Source organism: Mycobacterium sp. OAS707, from assembly GCF_014873705.1.
Classification (GTDB): Bacteria; Actinomycetota; Actinomycetes; order Mycobacteriales; family Mycobacteriaceae; genus Mycobacterium.
Window position 1 is genome coordinate 475,091 of record NZ_JADBDS010000006.1, and the last position, 20,380, is coordinate 495,470.

Annotated in this window: 20 protein-coding genes and 1 tRNA gene; 9 read left to right on the plus strand and 12 right to left on the minus strand. The window is 66.0% G+C overall.

Annotation, left to right across the window (positions count from 1 at the left end):
* The first annotated feature begins 39 nt into the window (after positions 1-39).
* Positions 40-1,911, plus strand: a complete 1,872-nt coding sequence (locus tag GGC64_RS33615; protein WP_192726920.1) for a propionyl-CoA synthetase — start codon at positions 40-42, stop codon at positions 1,909-1,911.
* A gap of 20 nt (positions 1,912-1,931) precedes the next feature.
* Here GGC64_RS33615 and GGC64_RS33620 read toward each other — a convergent pair whose 3' ends face one another.
* The gene (locus GGC64_RS33620; RefSeq protein ID WP_192726921.1) at positions 1,932-2,720 is read right to left on the minus strand and encodes a PaaX family transcriptional regulator C-terminal domain-containing protein; all 789 of its coding nucleotides are present in this window, start codon (positions 2,718-2,720) and stop codon (positions 1,932-1,934) included.
* A 49-nt stretch (positions 2,721-2,769) separates the two neighbouring features.
* Here GGC64_RS33620 and GGC64_RS33625 point away from each other — a divergent pair, with 49 nt between their 5' ends.
* Complete coding sequence (locus GGC64_RS33625) at positions 2,770-3,933, plus strand: SRPBCC family protein (RefSeq protein ID WP_192726922.1); 1,164 nt, start codon at positions 2,770-2,772, stop codon at positions 3,931-3,933.
* Positions 3,930-4,748: an enoyl-CoA hydratase/isomerase family protein gene (locus GGC64_RS33630; RefSeq protein ID WP_192726923.1), complete on the plus strand. Its 819-nt coding sequence runs from the start codon at positions 3,930-3,932 to the stop codon at positions 4,746-4,748. The genes GGC64_RS33625 and GGC64_RS33630 overlap by 4 nt, the downstream gene beginning before the upstream one ends.
* Before the next feature lie 13 nt (positions 4,749-4,761).
* Here GGC64_RS33630 and GGC64_RS33635 read toward each other — a convergent pair whose 3' ends face one another.
* From GGC64_RS33635 to GGC64_RS34960, 3 genes are all read right to left on the minus strand, one after another.
* Positions 4,762-4,971: a three-helix bundle dimerization domain-containing protein gene (locus tag GGC64_RS33635; RefSeq protein ID WP_192726924.1), complete on the minus strand. Its 210-nt coding sequence runs from the start codon at positions 4,969-4,971 to the stop codon at positions 4,762-4,764.
* Between the two features lie 70 nt (positions 4,972-5,041).
* The gene (locus GGC64_RS34955; RefSeq protein ID WP_210082463.1) at positions 5,042-5,206 is read right to left on the minus strand and encodes a hypothetical protein; all 165 of its coding nucleotides are present in this window, start codon (positions 5,204-5,206) and stop codon (positions 5,042-5,044) included.
* 32 nt (positions 5,207-5,238) lie between these two features.
* Positions 5,239-5,424, minus strand: a complete 186-nt coding sequence (locus GGC64_RS34960) for a hypothetical protein (protein WP_225952767.1) — start codon at positions 5,422-5,424, stop codon at positions 5,239-5,241.
* Positions 5,425-5,746: 322 nt separating this feature from the next.
* Between GGC64_RS34960 and GGC64_RS33645 the strand changes: the two genes are divergently transcribed.
* Complete coding sequence (locus tag GGC64_RS33645) at positions 5,747-6,163, plus strand: DUF4383 domain-containing protein (RefSeq protein ID WP_192726925.1); 417 nt, start codon at positions 5,747-5,749, stop codon at positions 6,161-6,163.
* Positions 6,164-6,270: 107 nt separating this feature from the next.
* Positions 6,271-7,011 (plus strand): DUF899 domain-containing protein, encoded by a 741-nt coding sequence (locus GGC64_RS33650; protein ID WP_192726926.1) that lies wholly within the window; start codon positions 6,271-6,273, stop codon positions 7,009-7,011.
* A gap of 28 nt (positions 7,012-7,039) precedes the next feature.
* On the opposite strand, the gene GGC64_RS33655 is transcribed toward GGC64_RS33650, so the two are convergent.
* The 5 genes from GGC64_RS33655 to GGC64_RS33675 all read right to left on the minus strand — a co-directional run bounded on the left by GGC64_RS33655 (position 7,040) and on the right by GGC64_RS33675 (position 11,183).
* On the minus strand, positions 7,040-7,978 hold the full coding sequence (locus GGC64_RS33655; RefSeq protein WP_370582476.1) for an exopolyphosphatase: 939 nt from the start codon (positions 7,976-7,978) through the stop codon (positions 7,040-7,042).
* Complete coding sequence (locus tag GGC64_RS33660; protein ID WP_192726928.1) at positions 7,975-8,466, minus strand: DUF501 domain-containing protein; 492 nt, start codon at positions 8,464-8,466, stop codon at positions 7,975-7,977. Before GGC64_RS33660 ends, GGC64_RS33655 begins: the two co-directional genes overlap by 4 nt.
* A complete protein-coding gene (locus tag GGC64_RS33665; protein ID WP_192726929.1) occupies positions 8,459-9,085 on the minus strand; it encodes a septum formation initiator family protein in 627 nt (208 codons plus the stop codon). Before GGC64_RS33665 ends, GGC64_RS33660 begins: the two co-directional genes overlap by 8 nt.
* Positions 9,086-9,088: 3 nt before the next feature.
* Complete coding sequence (eno, locus tag GGC64_RS33670) at positions 9,089-10,378, minus strand: phosphopyruvate hydratase (RefSeq protein ID WP_192726930.1); 1,290 nt, start codon at positions 10,376-10,378, stop codon at positions 9,089-9,091.
* A gap of 76 nt (positions 10,379-10,454) precedes the next feature.
* Positions 10,455-11,183 (minus strand): lytic murein transglycosylase, encoded by a 729-nt coding sequence (locus GGC64_RS33675; protein ID WP_192726931.1) that lies wholly within the window; start codon positions 11,181-11,183, stop codon positions 10,455-10,457.
* Positions 11,184-11,355: 172 nt separating this feature from the next.
* Here GGC64_RS33675 and efeU point away from each other — a divergent pair, with 172 nt between their 5' ends.
* From efeU to efeB, 3 genes are read left to right on the plus strand one after another with little or no spacing between them, the layout of a single operon-like run.
* Complete coding sequence (gene efeU, locus GGC64_RS33680) at positions 11,356-12,270, plus strand: iron uptake transporter permease EfeU (RefSeq protein ID WP_192726932.1); 915 nt, start codon at positions 11,356-11,358, stop codon at positions 12,268-12,270.
* Complete coding sequence (gene efeO, locus GGC64_RS33685) at positions 12,267-13,424, plus strand: iron uptake system protein EfeO (RefSeq protein WP_192726933.1); 1,158 nt, start codon at positions 12,267-12,269, stop codon at positions 13,422-13,424. Before efeU ends, efeO begins: the two co-directional genes overlap by 4 nt.
* Positions 13,405-14,697 (plus strand): iron uptake transporter deferrochelatase/peroxidase subunit, encoded by a 1,293-nt coding sequence (gene efeB / locus GGC64_RS33690; RefSeq protein WP_192726934.1) that lies wholly within the window; start codon positions 13,405-13,407, stop codon positions 14,695-14,697. The genes efeO and efeB overlap by 20 nt, the downstream gene beginning before the upstream one ends.
* Positions 14,698-14,798: 101 nt before the next feature.
* Here the strand turns inward: efeB and GGC64_RS33695 are convergent, their stop codons facing one another.
* Genes GGC64_RS33695 through GGC64_RS33705 form a run of 3 tightly spaced genes read right to left on the minus strand, consistent with a single transcriptional unit; the run spans position 14,799 to position 20,221 of the window.
* Entirely contained in the window at positions 14,799-15,911 is a 1,113-nt protein-coding gene (locus GGC64_RS33695; protein ID WP_192726935.1) for a nucleoside triphosphate pyrophosphohydrolase, read from the minus strand.
* The gene (gene mfd / locus GGC64_RS33700) at positions 15,908-19,564 is read right to left on the minus strand and encodes a transcription-repair coupling factor (RefSeq protein WP_192726936.1); all 3,657 of its coding nucleotides are present in this window, start codon (positions 19,562-19,564) and stop codon (positions 15,908-15,910) included. The genes GGC64_RS33695 and mfd overlap by 4 nt, the downstream gene beginning before the upstream one ends.
* A 54-nt stretch (positions 19,565-19,618) precedes the next feature.
* The gene (locus GGC64_RS33705; protein WP_192727027.1) at positions 19,619-20,221 is read right to left on the minus strand and encodes a TetR/AcrR family transcriptional regulator; all 603 of its coding nucleotides are present in this window, start codon (positions 20,219-20,221) and stop codon (positions 19,619-19,621) included.
* An 85-nt stretch (positions 20,222-20,306) separates the two neighbouring features.
* Between GGC64_RS33705 and GGC64_RS33710 the strand changes: the two genes are divergently transcribed.
* Positions 20,307-20,378 (plus strand) — tRNA-Gln (locus GGC64_RS33710).
* Positions 20,379-20,380 lie beyond the last annotated feature (2 nt).

Below are 20,380 nucleotides of genomic sequence, written 5' to 3' on the forward strand. Positions count from 1 at the left end.
TCGCACTCTACGTACCCCTGCCCGCGCTACGGTCGCGGTATGGGTGGCTATCGAGACCTGTTCAACGCTAGCATCGCCGACCCCGAGGCCTTCTGGGCCGACGCCGCGCGGGCGGTCACGTGGACGCGCGAGCCGACGCGCGTTCTCGACGACTCGAACCCGCCGTTCTACCGCTGGTTCCCCGATGGCGAGATGAACACCTGCGCCAACGCGCTGGACCGTCACGTCGACGGCGGCCGCGCCGATCAGCCGGCGCTCATCTACGACTCCCCGGTGACCGGGTCGCAGCGCACTTACACCTACCGCGAGCTGCTCGACGAGACCGCCCGCTTCGCGGGGGCGCTACGCGGATTGGGCGTGAACAAAGGCGACCGCGTCGTCATCTACATGCCGATGGTGCCCGAGGCGGCGATCGCGATGCTCGCGTGCGCGCGGCTGGGCGCGGTGCATTCGGTTGTGTTCGGCGGGTTCGCCGCGCACGAACTCGCGACCCGCATCGACGACGCGAAACCGGCCGTCATCGTGACCGCGTCGTGCGGAGTCGAGCCGACGCGGACCGTCGACTACAAGCCGATGCTCGACGCCGCGCTCGAGATGGCCGAGCATGCCCCACCCGCGTGCGTGGTCCTACAGCGCGAACAGCGACCATGCGAGCCTGTGACGGGCCGTGATCACGACTGGCGCGAGCTGATGAGCGACGCGCAACCCGTCGACGCGGTGCCGGTCGCGGCCACCGACCCGCTGTACGTGCTGTACACCTCGGGCACCACCGGTAAGCCGAAGGGTATCGTCCGCGACAACGGCGGGCACGCGGTGGCGCTGCTGTGGAGCATGCGCAACATCTACGACACGCATCCGGGCGATATCTTCTGGGCGGCAAGCGATGTCGGCTGGGTGGTCGGCCACTCGTACATCGTCTACGCGCCATTGCTGCTCGGGGCGACGACCGTGCTGTACGAGGGCAAGCCGGTCGGTACACCGGATGCGGGTGCGTTCTGGCGAGTCGCCGCCGAGCACGGTGTCAAGGCATTGTTCACCGCGCCGACAGCGATCCGCGCGATCAAGAAAGAAGACCCCGAAGGCTTGCACCTGAACAAGTACGACCTGTCGTCGCTGAAGTACTTGTTCCAGGCGGGTGAACGACTCGACCCTGCCACCTACGGTTGGGCGTCGGACATCCTCGGCATTCCCGTCGTCGATCACTGGTGGCAGACCGAAACAGGTTGGGCCATCGCGGCAAACCCGATGGGTGTCGAACCGATGCCCATCAAGCCGGGTTCCCCAACCGTACCGATGCCCGGATACGACGTGCGGATCCTGCGGATCGACGGCTCGGAATGCGAACCCGGTGAAGAGGGCGCGATCTGCGTCAGGTTGCCGCTGCCGCCGGGCACGCTGCCAACACTGTGGGGAGACGACGACCGCTATGAAGCATCGTATCTGTGCGAACATCCGGGCTTCTACCTGACCGGGGATGGCGGATACCTCGACGAGGACGGCTATCTCTTCGTCATGGGACGCATTGATGACGTGATCAACGTTGCAGGACACCGGCTTTCGACGGGATCCATCGAGGCCGTGCTGGCCGGCCACCCCGCGGTTGCGGAATGCGCGGTGATCGGCGTTCACGACCAGATCAAGGGTCAGGTGCCCCGTGGTTTCGTCGTGCTCAAGGCCGGTGCGTCGGACAAGGGCCTGGCAGCCGAGTTGGTTCAGTTGGTGCGCGACGAGATCGGCGCGGTGGCGTGCTTCAAACTCGTTGACGTCGTGGCTGCGCTGCCCAAGACGCGATCGGGCAAGATCCTGCGCAAGACGATGCGTGGCATTGCCCATGGCAAGGATGAGCCCCTGCCGTCGACCATCGAAGACCCTGCGGTGCTCGACGCGCTGAAACCCATCCTGCAGCGTTGACTCGGGACGAGTAGTGACAGTCAGCGAAATGCTGTCGCCAGCCGCTTCTGGAACACCTCGTTGAAACGACGGTAGGCCTGGCGCAACTCGTGTCCCGGCCAGTCGTTTCCGATGACTTCGGCGGGCAGCAGCGGGTCGAGTTGAAGATGGCGGACGACGGCGACCGACAGTGCGAACCAATAGGCAAAGTCCTCGGCGCCGACCGCCTCGATGTCGAGTTCGTCCTGCAGAGCGACGGTGAACCTGTCAGCGTCTGCAGCCCAATCATCAAGACTGAACAGAGATCTCACCGTCTCGGCGGGGATGTCCGTCGCGGCGTTGTGGAAATGCACACATTGGCGGTCGAGCACAGTGCGCAGCGTCGGCAGCCGATCCGGGTCGAGGTTGTCGGGCCGAATCCAGACGCCCTCCCGTAGCTCTGCGAGGTGCAGAGCCGTTGCCGCCTTGCGCAACGCCAGGCGATCGGCGGCCGACCGTCGCTCCAAAGACACGACCGCCAACTCCCAGGTGCCGTCCCACGGCGGGGTTGTCGCGGCGCGCGACGCTTCGTCGACACGTTGACGTCGCTCGAGCAGACCGCCCGCGAGCGCATAGGTGCCGTCGTCGCTGGTGAGTTCGCCGTTGGAGACCATGCGCCACAAGCACGTGCGGGCTGCGCCGTCGCTGATACCGAAGAGCGACGCCATCGCGACCAGTTCGCCGACCGTGAGGTGGGGCTGCGGGGCGCCGAGCAGCGCCGTCGCAAGGACTGATCGTGCGCTGAGTGACTGGTCCCCGATCAGGTCGGCGACCTGGCGGCGCGCGCTCATCTCACGATATTGTTGACGCGTGACGTTCATAGTGTGATACTTCCACACTATGAGCACTCCGACAACGACGTCGGTCGCCGACGATGTGGAGATCGTTCACCGCATCCTGGCGCACATCGACGCCGGTACGACCGATGAAGGCGACGCCTGGCGGGAGCCGGTCGAAAACTATTTGAGTCCAGAAAGATTCGCCGACGAGCTGAAGACCATGCGCTCGTATCCGAGCGTGTTCCTGCCGTCGGCGGCGATTCGCAATCCCGGCGACCACGCCGAACGGACCACGTTCGGTGTTCCGCTGTTCGCGGTGCGCGGCCGCGACGGCAAGGCACGGGTGTTCCGCAATTCGTGCCGGCACCGCGGTATGGCCCTGGTCGAGGGTCCGGGCTGCGCGCACGCGTTGGTGTGCCGCTATCACGGCTGGACGTACAGGCTCGACGGTTCGCTCTCGCACGTCCCGCATTCCGACGCGTTCCCCGATCTCGACATGTCCGTCCGCGGACTGGTCGAGGTCGACAGCAGTGAGGTGGACGGCCTGATCGTGATCGGACCGCTCGAGTCACCTGCGCCGGGGGCCGACGCTGCGATGGCGGCGCTGATCAATGGCAGTCCGTGGCGCGACAAGCTGCTGCCCGCGGAACGGCTTTTCACCGTGCGGCCGGCGTTACGCCAGATGAACTGGAAAGTTCTCGTCGAGCAGTTCCTCGAGGGCTACCACATCCGCACGACCCACAAGAACACCTTCTACCCGATCCAATACGACGACCTCAACGTCATCGAGGCGTTCGGGCCAAACACCCGAATCACGTTCCCATATCAGAACATTGAGCGGCTGCGTGATCGCCCCGAATCCACGTGGAACGTCGGACACCGGGTGACGTACGTGTACCACCTGTTCCCGAACGTCATGGTCGCGACGTTTCCCAACCAAGTGCTGGTGATAACCATCGACCCGATCGACATCGACCACACCAACGTCACGATCTACGCCATGGTCACACCCGACGTCACCGAACGCCTGTCCACCGACCCCGATGCCGCCGCAGGCGCTCGCGATCTGCTGAACGAAGGCGGGATCGAGGACAACGAGATGTCGGAGGGTGTGCAGAAGGGCCTGTACGCAGGCGCCAACGACTTCGTCGAGTTCGGTACGCACGAGAGCGCCATCGGGCGCTTCCACTCCAACCTCGACGAACGACTGGCATCCATTCGATGACCGACTACGAGCACCTGACCTACCAGCAGCGCGGGCCGGTCACGGTCATCACCATCAACCGACCAGAGCGCATGAATGCCATTGGGCCGCAGACACATTCGGAACTGGTCGAGGCCTGGTCCCGGTTCCGCGACGACGACGACGCGCTAGTCGGCGTCCTCACCGGCGCGGGCGACAAGGCGTTCTGCGCGGGCGGCGACCTGAAGGCGGCATTCGGCGGGGAACTGGACATCGACCTTGCTCCCGACGACGGCGTGCTCGGCCCGTCGCGATGGACCGACATCTACAAGCCCACCATCGCGGCCGTCAACGGCGTCGCCTATGCCGGCGGCCTCGAGTGGGCGTGCTGGACCGACATGGCGATCGCCGACGAGCACGCCACCTTCGGGGTCACGTGCCGACGCTGGAACATCGGGCTGGCCGACGGTGGCACACAACGACTTACCCGCATCCTCGGATACCGGCGCGCGATCGAACTGATCGTGACCGGGCGGGTGATCGACGCCCGCGAAGCCGAACGCATCGGCCTCGTCAACGAAGTCGTCCCGAAGGGGACGTGCCTGCAGCGGGCGATCGAGTTGGCGCAGAGGATCGCGACGCTCCCCCAGCCCGCACTGCGCACCGACCTGGAAGCGGCGCGGACCGGCCTGGGACGACCACTCCACGACGGACTGCGCATCGAAGCGGAATGCTTCGGCCGGTCGATCTCCGCGTCCGAAACGTTCGAAGGGCTACGGCAATTCAACGAACGCGACCACCCGGACCGTCGGACGGGGAGCACCCCGGTCACCCCGGGGCTTGCCCGCTCGGGCTAGGGCGCATTGCCCACTAACCTACGGTGGCGTGCATGCGGTCCAGTTCATTCCTCGCATGGCGCTCGACCAACAACGGGACATAGTCGCGCAACGGTTTGTCATCGAATCTGGCGTGCACGTCGTGGACAACGCGTTCCACGGTTGACTGAGAGATCGCGGGATAGCGATTCGTCAGGCGCACGACAATCTGGTCGATGATCGTCTGTTCACTCAACTCGATCACACCCGAAGTTTGACGTCCATTAACCGGACCGTCAACTAGGGCAGCCGGTGCCAACTGGCAGAGGGCGGCACTAGTTTTCTGGCGGCGTGAATTGGCTCAACGTCAGCTCGGCGCCCTGCGGATCGCAGATCAGCGCGGTCTTTGTCCACTCCGTTTCGTCGGACGAAAGGACTACAGCACCAAGCTTTTCCGCCACTGCCGCGGAGTCGTCACGTGATGCGACCGTGAAAGTCACCTGCCAGTGATCATCACCACGCGACGGCGAGATCACCCAGCCGATGGCGTCGGCGGAGCCGGGGCGGGACGCCGGATCGTCGTCACGAATCCGACGTCATCGAATTCCCAGCCGAACACCCGGGAACAGAGCCCGCCGGCCGGGCCGGCGTCCGCGGCCGCGTCTGCGTCGTCGACGGCGATGTAGGTGGTCCGCTCGACCGGCGCATCGGGAGGCACGGCGTCGGCTCGGCTTCCTGTTCTTTTCAAAGCGATGCGAACCATTGTGATCGCGGCATATGTTGATATGCGTACGTGGTGACGAACTCTGCTCCCACCCTCTCAGGTTGGTCAGAGCAACAGAGGAGTTGATCGACGATGCGAGCATCAGAGGCCAAAGCGGGCTCGGGTTGCAACTGTCATTGCAACGCATGCGAAGGCGGCCACCACTGTGGTAATCCGCCGAACTGCAACATCAGGCGGTAGCTAACCCCGAATTCCGGGTTAATCCGGCATCGCCCGGGGTATTTCTGCTGCGTAAATAAACGCAGGAGAGGCAGCGATGACCACGACGACCCCCAAGTACATGGCGGTGCAGGGTGCGGCGCTGCTCGTCGCGGCAGGGTTCGTCGTCATCGGCGTGCTCGGTTTCATCCCCGGGGTCACGCCAGACGGCAAACTCTTCGGGGTGTTCGCGATCTCCGGCTTGCACAACGTCCTGCATTTGGTGTCGGGTTTCGTCGGCTTCGCGCTGGCCCGCACGTATGCCGCGTCGCGTGCGTACTTCCTCGGCGGAGGTCTGGTCTATCTGGCGCTCTGGCTGCACGGATGGCTCATGGGCAGCCGCCTACTTCCGATCAACGGCGCCGACAACTGGCTGCACTTCGGCCTCGGTTTCGTGATGATGCTCCTCGGCCTGACCCTCGCCGGCCAGCGCGATCCCACGAAGCGTCGGGGCCGAGGTCAGCGAAAGGGTTAGAACAGCTCCGATATCCCTGGCGGAATTCTGCGCTCCGCCGCGATGAATTACAGCCCAGCAACGCATCTGACGTACTGGGGGCAACGAACATCGCAAGGAGCATCGCAATGAAGACACCACCGGTCGTATCTCTGCAGGAGTGGCAGGCCGCCCGCCAGCAGCTTCTAGCGCAAGAGAAAGAGGTCACTCGGGCCCGCGACGCGTTGGCCGCCGCGCGTCGGCGCATGCCATGGGTCGCAGTGGAAAAGGACTACCAATTCGAGGGGCCAAAGGGCAAGGCCAGCCTTCTCGACTTGTTCCAGGGCCGTCGTCAACTGATCGTCTACCGCGCGTTCTTCGAGCCCGGGGTGGACGGCTGGCCCGACCATGCCTGCCGCGGCTGCTCGTTGATCGCCGACAACGTTGGCCATGTCGGTCACCTCAACGCACGTGACACCACCCTGGTGTTCGCCTCGCGCGCCCCGCAGGCAGACATCGATCGCGTCAAGGCGCGGATGGGCTGGGACATGCCGTGGTACACGTTCTCCGACGACTTCGATGTCGACTTCGGCGTGGACCAGTGGCACGGCACCAACGCGTTCATCCGCGACGGCGACCGCGTGTATCGCACATACTTCATCAACAACCGTGGCGACGAGGCATTGGGCACGACGTGGAGCTACCTTGACATGACTGCGCTTGGGCGCCAGGAGAATTGGGAAGACTCGCCCGACGGCTACCCGCAGTCCGCGCCCTACGCGTGGTGGAACTGGCACGACGAATACAGCGAAACCCCGCAGTCCCAGTGGTGGAACGACCCGGACGACGACGACCGGGACCCGGCCGATCCACGACCACGCAACGCATGACCCTGCTTCAGGGCCCGAAGCGCTGGCGTTAGGTGATCGAGAGTGCGATGCCGTCGAGGATGTCGTGCTCGCTGACCACGAGCTCGTCGATGCCAGCGCGACTGCCCAACGCGTCGGCGAGTTCCTCGACAATGATTGCGCCGCCGCCGATCACGTCCACACGGCCCTCGTGCATCGGCCCCAGCGCCGCGCGTTGGGCACGCGTCATCGCGATCAACTCCTCGCACACCGGCAGCAGGTCAGCGAAACCCACCTTGGACAGATGGATCGCTTCGGAGTCGTAGGCCGTCATCTTTTGCGCCAGCGCCGACAGCGTCGTCATGGTGCCCGCCACCCCGACCCAGGTGCGGGCGCTCTCGACGGGCACCACCCGCAGCGCCTGGCCCAGCCCCTCGCGGACGACTTCCCGCGCAGCGGCGATCTCCGTTGCCGTCGGGGGATCGGAGTGCAGGCACCGCTCGGTCAGGCGCACACACCCGATGTCGGCGGAGAAACTCGCGTTGACGTCTCGTGAGCCCAGCACCACCTCCGTGGACCCACCACCGAGGTCGACGACCACGAAAGGTGCTGAAGCAGAGTCCAATTCGTCGACAGCACCGTGGAACGACAGCGCTGCCTCCTCGGTGCCGGTGATCACCTCGGCGACCGCGCCTGGCACCACCGCGCCGAGAATCTCGGCTGTCATCGCGAAGAACTCGTCCCGGTTGGCGACATCACGGGCGGCCGACGTCGCCACCATCCGCACCTTGCCCACCTCGAAACCGCGCATCAACTCGGCGTAGTCGCCAAGCGCCACTTTGGTTCGCGCAAGCGCCTCGTGCGCGAATTGCCCTGTGGCGTCGACGCCTTGGCCCAACCGGACGATTCGCATCTCGCGATGCACGTCGCGCAACCGGCCGTCGACCTGGTCGGCGATCAACAGCCGGATCGAATTGGTACCGCAATCGACGGCCGCTACTCGGCTCACGTCCACCGACCCTTCTCCAAAATCCCCGCCATTGCAGGCTCTTCGGCCAACACCGCAAGCGCTTGGTCGCCAAACGGATTCACACCCGGGCCCTTGGCAAGCGAATGCGCGATCACCACATGCAAGCACTTCACCCGCTCCGGCATGCCACCGCCGGAGAACGTGGTGCCAAGCGGCTCGATCGCATCACGCTCAGCCAAATACGACTCGTGCGCCCTGCGGTACGCGGCGGCCAGCCCCGGATCCTGTTGCAGCCGTTCGGTCATCTCGCGCATCAGACCCTCGGACTCCAGCCGGCTGGCGGCGGCCGTCAACACCGGATGCGTCAGGTAGTACAGCGTCGGAAACGGCGTTCCGTCAGGCAGTCTCGGTGCGGTCTTGACGACACCGGGTTCGCCGTTCGGACAGCGGTAGGCGATCTCGAGCACACCGCGGGGCTCGCGGCCCAGTTGCCGCGCGACGGCCTCGAGATCCGCTGCGTCAACCACCGGGAGGCGGTGCATCGGGAACAGGTGCCGGCGCAGGTGAAACGCCGTGCGGCGCATCGGCGATGGTGTGCCACAGCGCGGTGTACCAGGGCTGATCGCTGTGCTTGACCTCGGGCTCGTTGCCGGGTGTGCCCGGCGCGGCGGCGTTCGCCGGCAACTGCACCTGGTAGGGAATGTCACCGGGCATCACGAACCCGAGCCGCTCGCGTGCCTGCGCCGCGATGAACACCGGATCCGCGAGCTTGACCTTCTGCTCCTCGAGATCGGCGATCTGCGAGCGTAATTGGGCCTCGGTCGCCTTCAGCTGCTTCATCTCGGTGCGTTGCGCGAAGTAGGTGCGCACCGGACCCGCAATGGTCAGCGTCAGCACGCAGACGACCGCGGCGAGAATCGCAGCACGACGGGCCGCCGAGCCGAACCGCTGCTCGGACTGCTGCTCCGCCGACGCGACGATCGATTCGCGGATGGTCTCCGCGACCTTGGGTTCGGCCTCTGGTGTCGACTTCGGCTCGGTCGACCGCGCTTCCGAAACACGCGGCTTTCGGCGGGCAGGCGCCGTCCCCTTCGGACGGCCCGCAGGGGACCGTCGCTTGGGGTCGGGCCGTTTCGCCTCGGGCACGGGTTATTTGGCCTCCACCGAGAAACGCGGGAACGCCAAGTCACCGGCGTACCGGGCGGCGTCGCCGAGGGTCTCCTCGATGCGCAGCAGCTGGTTGTACTTGGCCACGCGCTCACTGCGGGCCGGGGCACCGGTCTTGATCTGACCGCTGCCGACCGCGACGGCCAGATCGGCGATCGTGGTGTCTTCGGTCTCGCCGCTGCGGTGACTCATCATCGTCCGGTAGCCGCTGGAGTGTGCCAGCGCCACCGCGTCCAGCGTCTCGGTGAGCGTGCCGATCTGGTTGACCTTCACCAAAAGCGCGTTGGCCGCGCCCCTTTCAATGCCGTCCTCGAGACGCTCAGGGTTGGTGACGAACAGGTCGTCGCCGACAAGCTGGACGCGGTCGCCGATGGCCGTCGTCAGCGCCACCCAGCCGTCCCAGTCGTCCTCGGACAGCGGGTCCTCGATCGACACCAACGGATAGGAGTCGATCAGCCCGGCGTAGAAGTCCGACATCTGCTCCGCGGTGCGGGTCTCCTTCTCGAAGCTGTAACCCGTTCCGGCGGTGAAGAATTCGGTGGCGGCGACGTCAAGCGCCAACGCAACCTCCGAACCCGGCTTGAGGCCCGTCGCCTCGATGGCGCTGAGGATCAGGTCCAGCGCGGCCTTCGTGCCTGCGACGTCGGGCGCGAAACCGCCTTCGTCACCGAGACCGGTGGCCAGCCCTTGCTTCTTCAGCACCGACTTCAGCGAGTGGTACACCTCGGCGCCCCAGCGCAGCGACTCCTTGAAGCTGGCCGCACCGATCGGCGCGACCATGAACTCCTGGACGTCGACGCCGGTGTCTGCGTGGGCGCCGCCGTTGAGGATGTTCAGCATCGGCACCGGAAGGATGTGCGCGTTGGGCCCGCCGATGTAGCGGAACAGCGGCAGCCCGGCAGACTCCGCGGCGGCCTTGGACACCGCCAGCGACACCCCGAGCATCGCGTTGGCGCCGAGTCGCGATTTGTCCGGCGTGCCGTCGAGGTCGACGAGCGCCTGGTCGACCAGTCGCTGGTCGTCGGCGCTCAGCCCGATCACCGCGGGCGCGATCTCGTCGAGCACGGCGTTGACCGCCTTCTCGACGCCCTTTCCGCCGTAGCGGCTGCCGCCGTCGCGCAGTTCCACCGCCTCGTGCTCGCCAGTCGACGCGCCCGAGGGCACCGCGGCACGGGCGAACGTGCCGTCCAGCAGGGCCACTTCGACCTCGACCGTCGGGTTGCCGCGGGAGTCGAGAATCTCGCGGGCTCCGACCTGCTCGATGATGGGCACTTGCGTCTCCTTGTTCTGAACTGACACTGCCTGGACTCGGCATTGAGCCTAGAGCGTGCGCTGCGCGATGGCGTGGTTAGAGGGGGTGTCCGTTCGCATACGCCGTCGCCCAGTCCCGCACGGTACGGGCGTACTGGTCGGAATGGTTGTAGGCGTGCAGGGCGTCCATCCAGCCGCGGGGCTTGGCCAGGTCTTTGCCACGCCAGCACAGGTAGCCGGCCGCCGACAGCGCGGCGTCGTCGATGTTGTCCGGGCTGATGATGCCGTCGTTGTTGGCGTCTACGCCGTAGAGCTTCCACGTCTCGGGAATGAACTGCATCGGCCCCATCGCGCGGGCGAATTCGGGGTCACCGTCGTCGCCGCCGTCGTTGTCGATGATCTCCAGGTTGCCGTTGGTGCCGTCCAGGCGCACGCCGCGGATCGGCGGGGTGACGTCGCCGTCGGGCGCGATGACGGCCCCGCGGTAGGTGCCGTGGTGGCTCTCCACCTGCCCGATGCCTGCCAGCGTCGTCCACGCGATATGACAGTCGGGGTTTTCCACCTCGGCGACGCGGGCGGCATACGCGTAGGCCTCGAGCGCGGTGACCGGTATGCCGAGTGCGGGTCCTCGCTGGAGCGCCCAATCGTGCAGCTGGTCGGCGGGCCGGCCCTTGGCGTGCGTGTCGATCTTGGGCACGGGATCACCGGGAGGTGGCGGCACGCCGTCGGGTATCGGGGTGCCCATCTGCCACGAGCAGCTGGAAGCCATCAGCAGCGCTGTCGCGCCTATCACCGCGACAGCCCGCAGCCAACGCACTGGCGACACCGGACTCCCTCAAACCCACTGTGGTCGTTGCCCATCGTCCCACGCGTTCGGAGCAGATCGACAACCGTCATCGGACCTGTACTCTGCCAAGTCGCACCCTGATAAGGTGAGCCACACCTTGCTTTGGACAGCCAAAGCAAAGTCGTGGGAATGGCGTAGCGAGGACGAGTCGATGACTGCTGGTACGGACTTCCATGTCAGTATTCAGGCCGCCGCGCCCAACATCACATCGCAGCTGTTCGGCAGCGGTTTGATCGGCCTGCGCGAGGGTCTGGAAGCCGCGATCGTCGTCAGCATTCTTGTCGCGTTTCTGGTCAAGTCCGACCGCCGCGACGCGCTCAAGTGGGTCTGGCTGGGCGTCGGTGCAGCTATCGCGATGACCGTCGCAGTGTTCCTGGTGATCCAGTTCGGCGAGAACACCATCTCCGGGCTGGCGGCCGAGGCGATCGCCGGAATCGCCTCGCTGGTGGCCGTCGCCATCGTCACGACGATGGTGCTGTGGATGAAGCGGGCGGCCGCGTCGATCTCCGGCGAGCTGCGCAGCGATATGGAGCGCGCGCTCGAGACCGGGTCGGTGGCCGTGCTGGCGCTGGCGTTTTTTGCGGTCGGCCGAGAAGGCGTCGAGACCGCGCTGTTCATGGTCGGCTACGCCGAGGCGCAGTCATCGTGGCCGCTGATCGGCCTCGTGGTCGGCGTCGTGATGGCCGCCGCGATCGCGTACGGGATGTATGCCGGCGCTGTGCGCATCAACCTCGCCAAGTTTTTCTCCTACACGGGCGTGTTCCTGATTCTCGTCGCCGCGGGAATCCTGTCGTACGGCATCGGCGCCCTGCAGACCGTCGGCTGGCTTCCCGGCCTGGCAGACAAGGCATTTGACGTCACCACCTGGTTCAACTGGTCGTCCTGGTACGGCGAAATCATCCAAGGCGTTTTCAACGTCACGCCAACGCCGACCGTTTTGCAGCTCGTCGCGTGGCTGGCCTACCTCGCGATCGTGCTGTCGATCTTCCTGCGCCCGACGAAGGCGCCGGCCAAACCCGATCCGTCGGATCAACCTCTACCCGAACCCGAAAGGTCCACCACGTGAAGCTTCATACGACCGTCGCCGTTGCCGCGGCTGCGCTGGCGGGTCTGGCGCTGACGAGCTGCCAGGCCAAGGAGCAGGCGGCCCCTGCCGAGCCCGGCAAGAGTGCGCCTGCGGAGATCACGGTCAACGCGTCGGACACCGCGTGTGAACTGTCGGGCAGTGAAGGCGCGACCGGTGCCAACACGTTCGTCATCACCAACAACGGCAACAAGGTCACCGAGTTCTACGTCTACGGCGAGGGCGAGCGGGTGATGGGCGAGGTGGAAAACATCTCCCCGGGGTTGCAGCGCAAGCTGATCGTGCAACTCGGCGAGCCCGGTACCTACCAGACCGCATGCAAGCCGGGCATGGTCGGCGACGGGATCCGCGGTGACTTCAAGGTCACCGGCGACAAGGTCACGGTCGATGAAGCCGGCAAGTTCAAAGAGGCGTCGGAAAGCTACAAGCGCTACGTGAACAGTCAGACCGACGCGCTGATCGCGGCGACGCAAGTGTTCGTCGATGCCGTCAAGAAGGGTGACGTCAACGCGGCCAAGGCCCAATATCCGGTCGCCCGAACCTATTACGAGCGCATCGAGCCGGTGGCCGAGTCGTTCCCCAACGATCTCGACCCACGCATCGACCTTCGCGAGGCAGATTTGGAGCCGGGTCAGAAGTGGACGGGCTTTCACCGGTTGGAGAAGGACCTGTGGGTGACGGGCCTGCAGCCGGACAGCAAGGCGATGGCCGACCAGCTGATCGCCGACGTGAAGGAGCTCGATGCCGGAGTGAAGGCGTCGGAGTACAAGGTCGACTCGACCCAGATCGCCGGTGGCGCACAGGGTCTGCTCGACGAGATCTCCGCCAGCAAGATCACCGGCGAGGAGGACATCTTCAGCCACACCGACCTGTGGGACTTCAAGGCCAATGTCGAGGGTTCGCAGACCGCGGTGGCGTCGGTGCGGCCGATCCTCGACGAGCGGAACGCCGAGTTGGGCAAGAAGGTCGACCAGCGGTTCGCCGAAGTCGAGGCGTTGCTCGAAAAGTACCGCCAGGGCGACGGTTTCGTGTTCTACGACAAGGTGACCGAGCCGCAGCGCCAGGAGCTCTCGCGCGCCATCGACGCGTTGTCCAAGGAAGTAAGCCAGGTGCAGGGTGTCATCGCTCCCCGATAGCCCGGAACGTTCGGGACTATCCCGACGAAAGTTGTTCGGCGCCGCTGGGGTAACGGCGGCGGTGGTTGGTGCGGCGGGAGCGGGTGCTTTGGCGGGCCGGGCATCGGCTGCCAGCACGGAGTTCGGCGGGCTGGACAAGCCGATCCCGTTCCGCGGTGAGCGTCAAGCGGGCATCGTCACACCGCAGCAGGATCGGATGCACTTCTGCGCGTTCGATGTGACGACGGACAGCCGCGACGACGTCATCGCCTTGCTGAAGCAGTGGACCGAGATGGCCGAGCGGATGACGCGCGGCGAGGACGCGGTGCACGACGGCGCTGTTGGCGGCAATCCTTATGCGCCGCCGGATGATACGGGTGAGGCGCTGGGCCTGCCTGCATCCGGGTTGACGCTGACGATCGGGTTCGGGCCGTCGTTCTTCGAGAAAGACGGCAAGGACAGGTTCGGCATCGCCGCACAGCGGCCGGCGGCACTGGCCGACTTGCCGAAGTTCACCAACGAGATCCTGGATCCCGCGAAGTGCGGTGGCGACATCTGCATCCAGGCGTGTGCACATGACCCGCAGGTTGCGGTGCACGCTGTGCGCAACCTGGCGCGGGTGGGGTTCGGAACCGTCGCGGTGAAGTACTCGCAGCTTGGGTTCGGCAGGACGTCGTCAACCACGCGCGAACAAGTGACGCCCCGAAACATGCTGGGGTTCAAGGACGGAACCAACAACATCAAAGCCGAGGACCACGAAGTACTGGACAACCATGTCTGGGTGGCCAAGGGCGACGGTCCGGATTGGTTGGCGGGCGGCACGTATCTGGTGACGCGGCGCATCCGCAATCGGATCGAGGCATGGGACCGCACCTCGCTCAAGGAGCAGGAGCGGGTGATCGGCAGACATAAGGGCACCGGAGCGCCCAATGGCTACAGCGACGAGTTCGCCCCGGTGGACTTCAACATCAAGGACGCCGAAGGAAATCCGCTCGTTGATGTCGATGCGCATATCCGTCTGGTGGCCCCCGAGCATGTCGGCGGGATCAAGATGTTGCGCCGGGGCTACAACTTCACCGACGGCTCCGACGGGTTCGGCCACCTCGATGCCGGGTTGTTCTTCATCGCGTTCGTGCGGAGCCCCGCCACACACTTCATTCCGGTGCTGTCCCAGATGTCCAATGATGCGCTGAACGAGTACATCTTCCACACCGGCACAGCGGTTTTCGCATGCCCGCCGGGATTGCGGGAGGGTGACACATCGGCATACTGGGGTTCGACGCTGTTCAGCTGAGCGGGTGGGCATATGCCGAAATGCCCGGCTCTTGGCGACAAAGTCGCCGCCAGCGACACTGTCGCTCAGAGCTGGGCAGAAAGTGAAGTATGTTGCGGTGCTCAGGCGGTGAACTTCGCCGCCGCGACGTCCTCGACATCCTCGACGTCCTCCGGGACGTCTTCGGGCGCAGGCTCCGGCACATCCACCGGCGCAGGCTCGGGCACCTCGACCGGGGCAGGCTCGGGTACATCGGCGGGGGTCGGCTCCGGAATGCGATCCGGTGCCGGCTCGGTGTCGTCGGCAACGACGGGCCAGTAGTCCCGCCACTCCTCCTCGGAGATGTCCCCGAGCGTCGAGACGTCGAGTTCCTCCGGCACATCCTCACCACGGCGCCCCGCCGCGATCGCGTGCTCGACGCGGCGCACCGTGTCCATGAACTCCAAAACCTCTGAGCGCAAGACATTCTCAGCGTCCGAATCCACCGACACCGTCACCGACGTGATGGTGTCGGGAATCAGATCAGCGGGCAGCCCCGCCGCCGCCACTCGCTCGAGTACCTTCTGCGCCAACGCCAATGCGGGCTGTCCGGTCGGCACATCATCCATCGACGAGTTGCGAGTCTTCTCCAGCTTCTTGCGCTCTTCCCATTGCGCAAGCTGTTCATCCAGCGAAATCGACTCACCGGCGAGCACCGCAGGCACCCGATTGCCGAGCTTTCGCACCAGCGAATCCGCTACGTCATCGATGGTGAACGGGTGCTGTGGGGCATCCTCCGCGATGCGCGCATGGAAGAGCACCTGGAGCAACACGTCTCCGAGCTCCTCACGCAGCTCGTCGGCGTTGCCGCCGCGCACCGCGTCGAACACCTCGTATGTCTCCTCGAGCAGATACCGACGCAGCGAGTCATGTGTTTGCTCGCTCTCCCACGGCCCGGAGGTGCGCAGCTTGTCCATCATCGCCACGGCGTCCACCAGCCGCTCCCCCGGCGCAGCTTCCGGCGCAGCGATCAACTTGTCCCCGGCGGCCAGGCGCGCCACCACTGCCGGGTGCTCCGGATCCGACGACAGCAAAACCGGCGCATCTTCCCCGTCGTATGCAGGCCGCGCCGCGGGTAGCGACCACGGCACCTTGACGGGCATCTCTTCGGTGTACTGGACGTCACCGGTCAGCAGGTCAATTGCCTCGACCGGGACGAGCGAAGGACGACGAGGGTCGACCAGGACGACTGTCATGTCGCCTGTCGCTTGTCACTCATCGCCGTACCTCCGAACTTCGTTATATCAACACCTTCCTGGGCTTTTCCATCGAGGGCCAACACCAAACCGGCCACCATGGCAACCAGTTCAAGATCACGAATCCGCGGTGCCCCAACACCGGAACCCGCGCGTGGAATCGGCACCTGCACGGTCGACGTCGTCGCCCGGTAAGTCGCACCCGGGTAGAGCCGCTTGAGTCGCAGTTGCTGCGAGTCGGCCAGCTCAAGGGGCGACAGCCGCAATGTGGACTCGGATACCGCGCTGAGTTCGGTGATCCCGTACTCACGGAACAGCAACCGCAGCCGCGCCACAGCAACCAATCTCTGCGCGGCCTCAGGCAGCGGCCCGTACCGGTCGACCAACTCGTCGATCACGGCGTCCACTCCTGCGTCATCGGCGGCCGCCGCCAGTCGACGGTAGGCTTCCAACCGCAAACGATCGCTGCCGATGTAGTCCGGCGGCAGGTGCGCATCGACCGGAAGATCGATCCGGACATCCTTCGGTTCCTCAGGCGCCAGAACGGTTTTCCCGTCGGCGGCCGCGCGGTACGCCTCGACCGCTTCGCCGACCAACCGCACGTAGAGGTCGAAGCCGACGCCGGCGACGTGTCCCGACTGCTCGACGCCGAGAACGTTTCCCGCGCCGCGGATTTCGAGGTCCTTCATCGCGACGGCCATGCCGGCGCCGAGTTCGTTGTTCTGCGCAATCGTCGCGAGGCGGTCGTACGCGGTCTCGGTCAGCGGCACCTCGGGCGGATACAGGAAGTACGCGTAACCGCGCTCACGGCTACGGCCGACCCGACCCCGCAACTGGTGCAACTGCGAGAGCCCGAACGTGTCCGCGCGGTCCACGATCAACGTGTTGGCGTTCGAAATGTCAAGGCCCGTCTCGACAATCGTCGTGCACACGAGTATGTCGAACTCACGATTCCAGAAGCCTTCGACCGTGCGCTCCAACAGATCTTCGTTCATCTGCCCGTGCGCCACCGCCACTCGTGCCTCCGGCACCAGGGCCCGCACCCGCGCGGCCGCCTGGTCGATCGACCGCACCCGGTTGTGGATGTAGAACGCCTGCCCGTCGCGCAGCATCTCGCGCCGTAGCGCCGCCGCGATCTGTTTGTCGTCATGCGGGCCGACGTAGGTCAGCACCGGATAGCGCTCCTCGGGCGGGGTGAGGATCGTCGACATCTCGCGGATGCCCGCCAGGCTCATCTCCAGCGTCCGCGGGATCGGTGTTGCGCTCATGGTCAGCACGTCGACGTGAGTACGCATCGACTTGATGTGCTCCTTGTGCTCGACGCCGAACCGCTGCTCCTCGTCGACCACGACCAGGCCGAGGTCCTTCCACGTGACGCCGGTCTGAATCAACCGATGCGTGCCGATCACGATGTCGACCGACCCGTCCTTCATGCCTTCGAGCACCGCTTTTGAGTCGGCCGGGGAGGTGAACCGCGAGAGACCCTTCACGGTGACCGGGAAGCCGGCCATCCGCTCGGAGAACGTCTGCAGATGCTGATCGGCCAACAGCGTCGTCGGCACCAGCACGGCCACCTGCTTGCCGTCCTGCACCGCCTTGAACGCCGCCCGCACCGCGATCTCGGTCTTGCCGTAGCCGACGTCGCCGCAGATCACCCGGTCCATCGGAACGGGCTTCTCCATGTCGCTCTTGACCTCGGTGATCGCGGTCAACTGGTCGACGGTCTCGGTGAAACCGAACGCGTCCTCCATCTCGGCCTGCCACGGGGTGTCCGGGGCGAACGCGTGGCCCGGCGACGCCTGCCGCTTGGCGTACAGCGACACCAGTTCGGCGGCGATCTCGCGCACCGCCCGCCGGGCCTTGGTCTTGGTGTTGGCCCAGTCGCTGCCGCCGAGCCGTGACAGCGTCGGCGCTTCGCCGCCGACGTAGCGCGACAGCTGATCCAGGGAATCCATCGGCACATACAGCCGGTCGGAGCCGCCGCCGCGTTTGGCCGACGCGTATTCGAGCACCAGGTATTCGCGGCGCGCTCCGCCGACGACCCGCTCGGTCATCTCGACGAAGCGACCGATGCCGTGCTGGTCGTGCACGACGAGATCGCCGGCGGTCAGCGCCAGCGGGTCGACGACGTTGCGCCGCTTGGCCGCCAGCCGCTTGCCCTCGGTGGCGGTCGCGCGGTTGCCCGTCAGGTCGGTCTCGGTGATCACCACCAGGTTGGCGCCCGCGATCACCACACCGTCGTGCAGCGGGCCTTTGAGGACTCCGACGACGCCTTCCTTCGGCGCGGCACCGCCTTCCAAAAAGGTTGCGGGAGTGTCGGATTCGCTCAACTGCTCGATGACGCGGTGCGCGGTGCCGGTGCCCGGGGTGACGACGGCGGCATAACCGCCGGTCGCGACGTGGGCACGCAGCATCGCGAAGATCTCGTCTATGTTGTGCTGCTGCCCGCGCGCTGACGGCGCAGGCCGGATGTTGAGTTCCAGTGCCGCCTCGTCGGACAGCTGCGACAGCGTCCACCATGGGTGCCCGCCCTCGCGCGCGGCGGCGCGGGCGTCCTCCAACTCGACGAAGCCCGAAGCGCCGAGCGCCTCGATGTCGATCGGCACGTCGCCGCCGACCGCGGCCGTCGACCACGACGCCTCGAGGAACTCGCGGCCGGTCTTGATCAGGTCTGCCGCGCGCGTGCGGACCTTCTCGGGATCGCAGATCAACAGCGGCGTGCCCTCGGGCAGGTGCGCGGACAGCGTCGCCAACTCCGTCGGCCGCAGCAGCGGCAGCAGCGCCTCCATGCCGTCGACCGGGATGCCCTCGGCCAGCTTGGCCAGCATGTCGGGCACGCTGCCCGGCACGCTGTTCTCCTGCACCGGGTGCTCGGCCGACAGCTTGGCGGCGCGGTCGCGCACATCGTCGGTGAGCAACAGCTCACGGCATGGCACCGCGACCACGAAGTCGACCGCGATCTCGGGGATGGAGCGCTGGTCGGCGACGGAGAACATCCGCATCTCGGATACCTCGTCGCCCCAGAACTCGACGCGCACCGGGTGCTCGGCGGTGGGCGGGAAGATGTCGAGGATGCCGCCGCGCACCGCGAATTCACCGCGCTTGCCAACCATGTCGACGCGCTCGTAGGCCAACTCGACCAGTCGCGCGATCACGGCATCGAAGTCGGCCTCCGCGCCGAGAGACAACGTGACCGGTTCGATGTCGGCCACGTCGGGCGCCATGGGCTGCAGCAGCGATCGGGTCGTCGTGACGACCACGCGCAAGGGCGGGCCGAGTCGCGAGTCGTCGGGATGACTCAACCGGCGCAGCAGCATCAGCCGCGCGCCGACGGTGTCGACGCCTGGCGAGAGCCGCTCGTGGGGCAGCGTCTCCCAGGACGGAAACAGCGCGACGGCGTCACCGAAGACGCCGCGCAGTTCGGCGGTCAGATCGTCGGCTTCCCGGCCGGTGGCGGTGACGACGAGCAGCGGGCCGGATTGTGCAAGCGCGCACGCCGCGTACACCCGGGCGCTGGCCGGGCCGATGAGGGTGAGATCGCTGGGTCTGTCGGCGGCGCGGCGGGCGACATCCTGTAGGGAAGGGTCGCGCAGCGCCAGGTCAATCAGCCCCGCGATCGGGGTTTGGACATGGTTGTGCCCCGATGCGGTCATGATGAAGTCCATCCTAGGCAAGCGCCGAAGTGCTTGCCGGAGCGGGCAAAACCGCTACTCGTCGAGCAGCAGCGGATCGTCCTCCAGGTGGGCCAGGCCGTTCCAGCACAGGTTGACCAGATGCGCGGCCACGACTTCTTTCTTCGGCTCGCGCACGTCCAGCCACCACTGGGCCGTCATCGAAACGGACCCGACCAACGCCTGGGCGTACAGCGGCGCCATGTCCGGGTCCAGGCCGCGACGGGAGAAGTCGCCTGCCAGGATCGACGACACCTGGTTGACGGCGTCGTTGAGCAGGGTCGAATAGGTGCCCGACGTGATGGCGGCAGGCGAGTCGCGAATCAGGATGCGAAAGCCATCCGTGCGCTCCTCGATATACGTCAACAGCGCCAGCGCCACCCGCTCGATCCGCAGCCGGGAGCGGTTGTTGGTCATCCGGGTCAACGAATTCGTGATGCCGTCCAGCAGCGCCGACATTTCGCGGTCGACCACGACGGCGTAGAGACCCTCCTTGCCGCCGAAGTGTTCGTAGACGACGGGTTTGGAGACGTTGGCGCGCTGCGCAATCTCCTCGATCGAGGTGCCCTCATACCCGCGCTCGGCGAACAGCGTTCGCGCGACGTCGATCAGCTGATGCCGTCGCTCGGCGCCGGTCATCCTGGCGCGGGGTGCTCGGACTTCCTTGTCGGGCGCTGCCACGTCTTCAGGCTAGTGCGTTCGACTAGCATCACGAGTTGATCAGTCCGTCGTGGTGTAATCGGCAGCACCTCTGATTTTGGTTCAGATAGTTCAGGTTCGAGTCCTGGCGACGGAGCT

What these genes read in the sequence shown, in the direction of transcription:
- GGC64_RS33615 (WP_192726920.1), top strand. Translation starts at nt 40, where the DNA reads ATGGGTGGCTATCGAGACCTGTTCAACGCTAGCATCGCCGACCCCGAG.
- GGC64_RS33620 (WP_192726921.1), bottom strand. Translation starts at nt 2,720, where the DNA reads ATGAGCGCGCGCCGCCAGGTCGCCGACCTGATCGGGGACCAGTCACTC.
- GGC64_RS33625 (WP_192726922.1), top strand. Translation starts at nt 2,770, where the DNA reads ATGAGCACTCCGACAACGACGTCGGTCGCCGACGATGTGGAGATCGTT.
- GGC64_RS33630 (WP_192726923.1), top strand. Translation starts at nt 3,930, where the DNA reads ATGACCGACTACGAGCACCTGACCTACCAGCAGCGCGGGCCGGTCACG.
- GGC64_RS33645 (WP_192726925.1), top strand. Translation starts at nt 5,747, where the DNA reads ATGACCACGACGACCCCCAAGTACATGGCGGTGCAGGGTGCGGCGCTG.
- GGC64_RS33650 (WP_192726926.1), top strand. Translation starts at nt 6,271, where the DNA reads ATGAAGACACCACCGGTCGTATCTCTGCAGGAGTGGCAGGCCGCCCGC.
- efeU (WP_192726932.1), top strand. Translation starts at nt 11,356, where the DNA reads ATGACTGCTGGTACGGACTTCCATGTCAGTATTCAGGCCGCCGCGCCC.
- GGC64_RS33695 (WP_192726935.1), bottom strand. Translation starts at nt 15,911, where the DNA reads ATGACAGTCGTCCTGGTCGACCCTCGTCGTCCTTCGCTCGTCCCGGTC.
- mfd (WP_192726936.1), bottom strand. Translation starts at nt 19,564, where the DNA reads ATGACCGCATCGGGGCACAACCATGTCCAAACCCCGATCGCGGGGCTG.
- GGC64_RS33705 (WP_192727027.1), bottom strand. Translation starts at nt 20,221, where the DNA reads ATGACCGGCGCCGAGCGACGGCATCAGCTGATCGACGTCGCGCGAACG.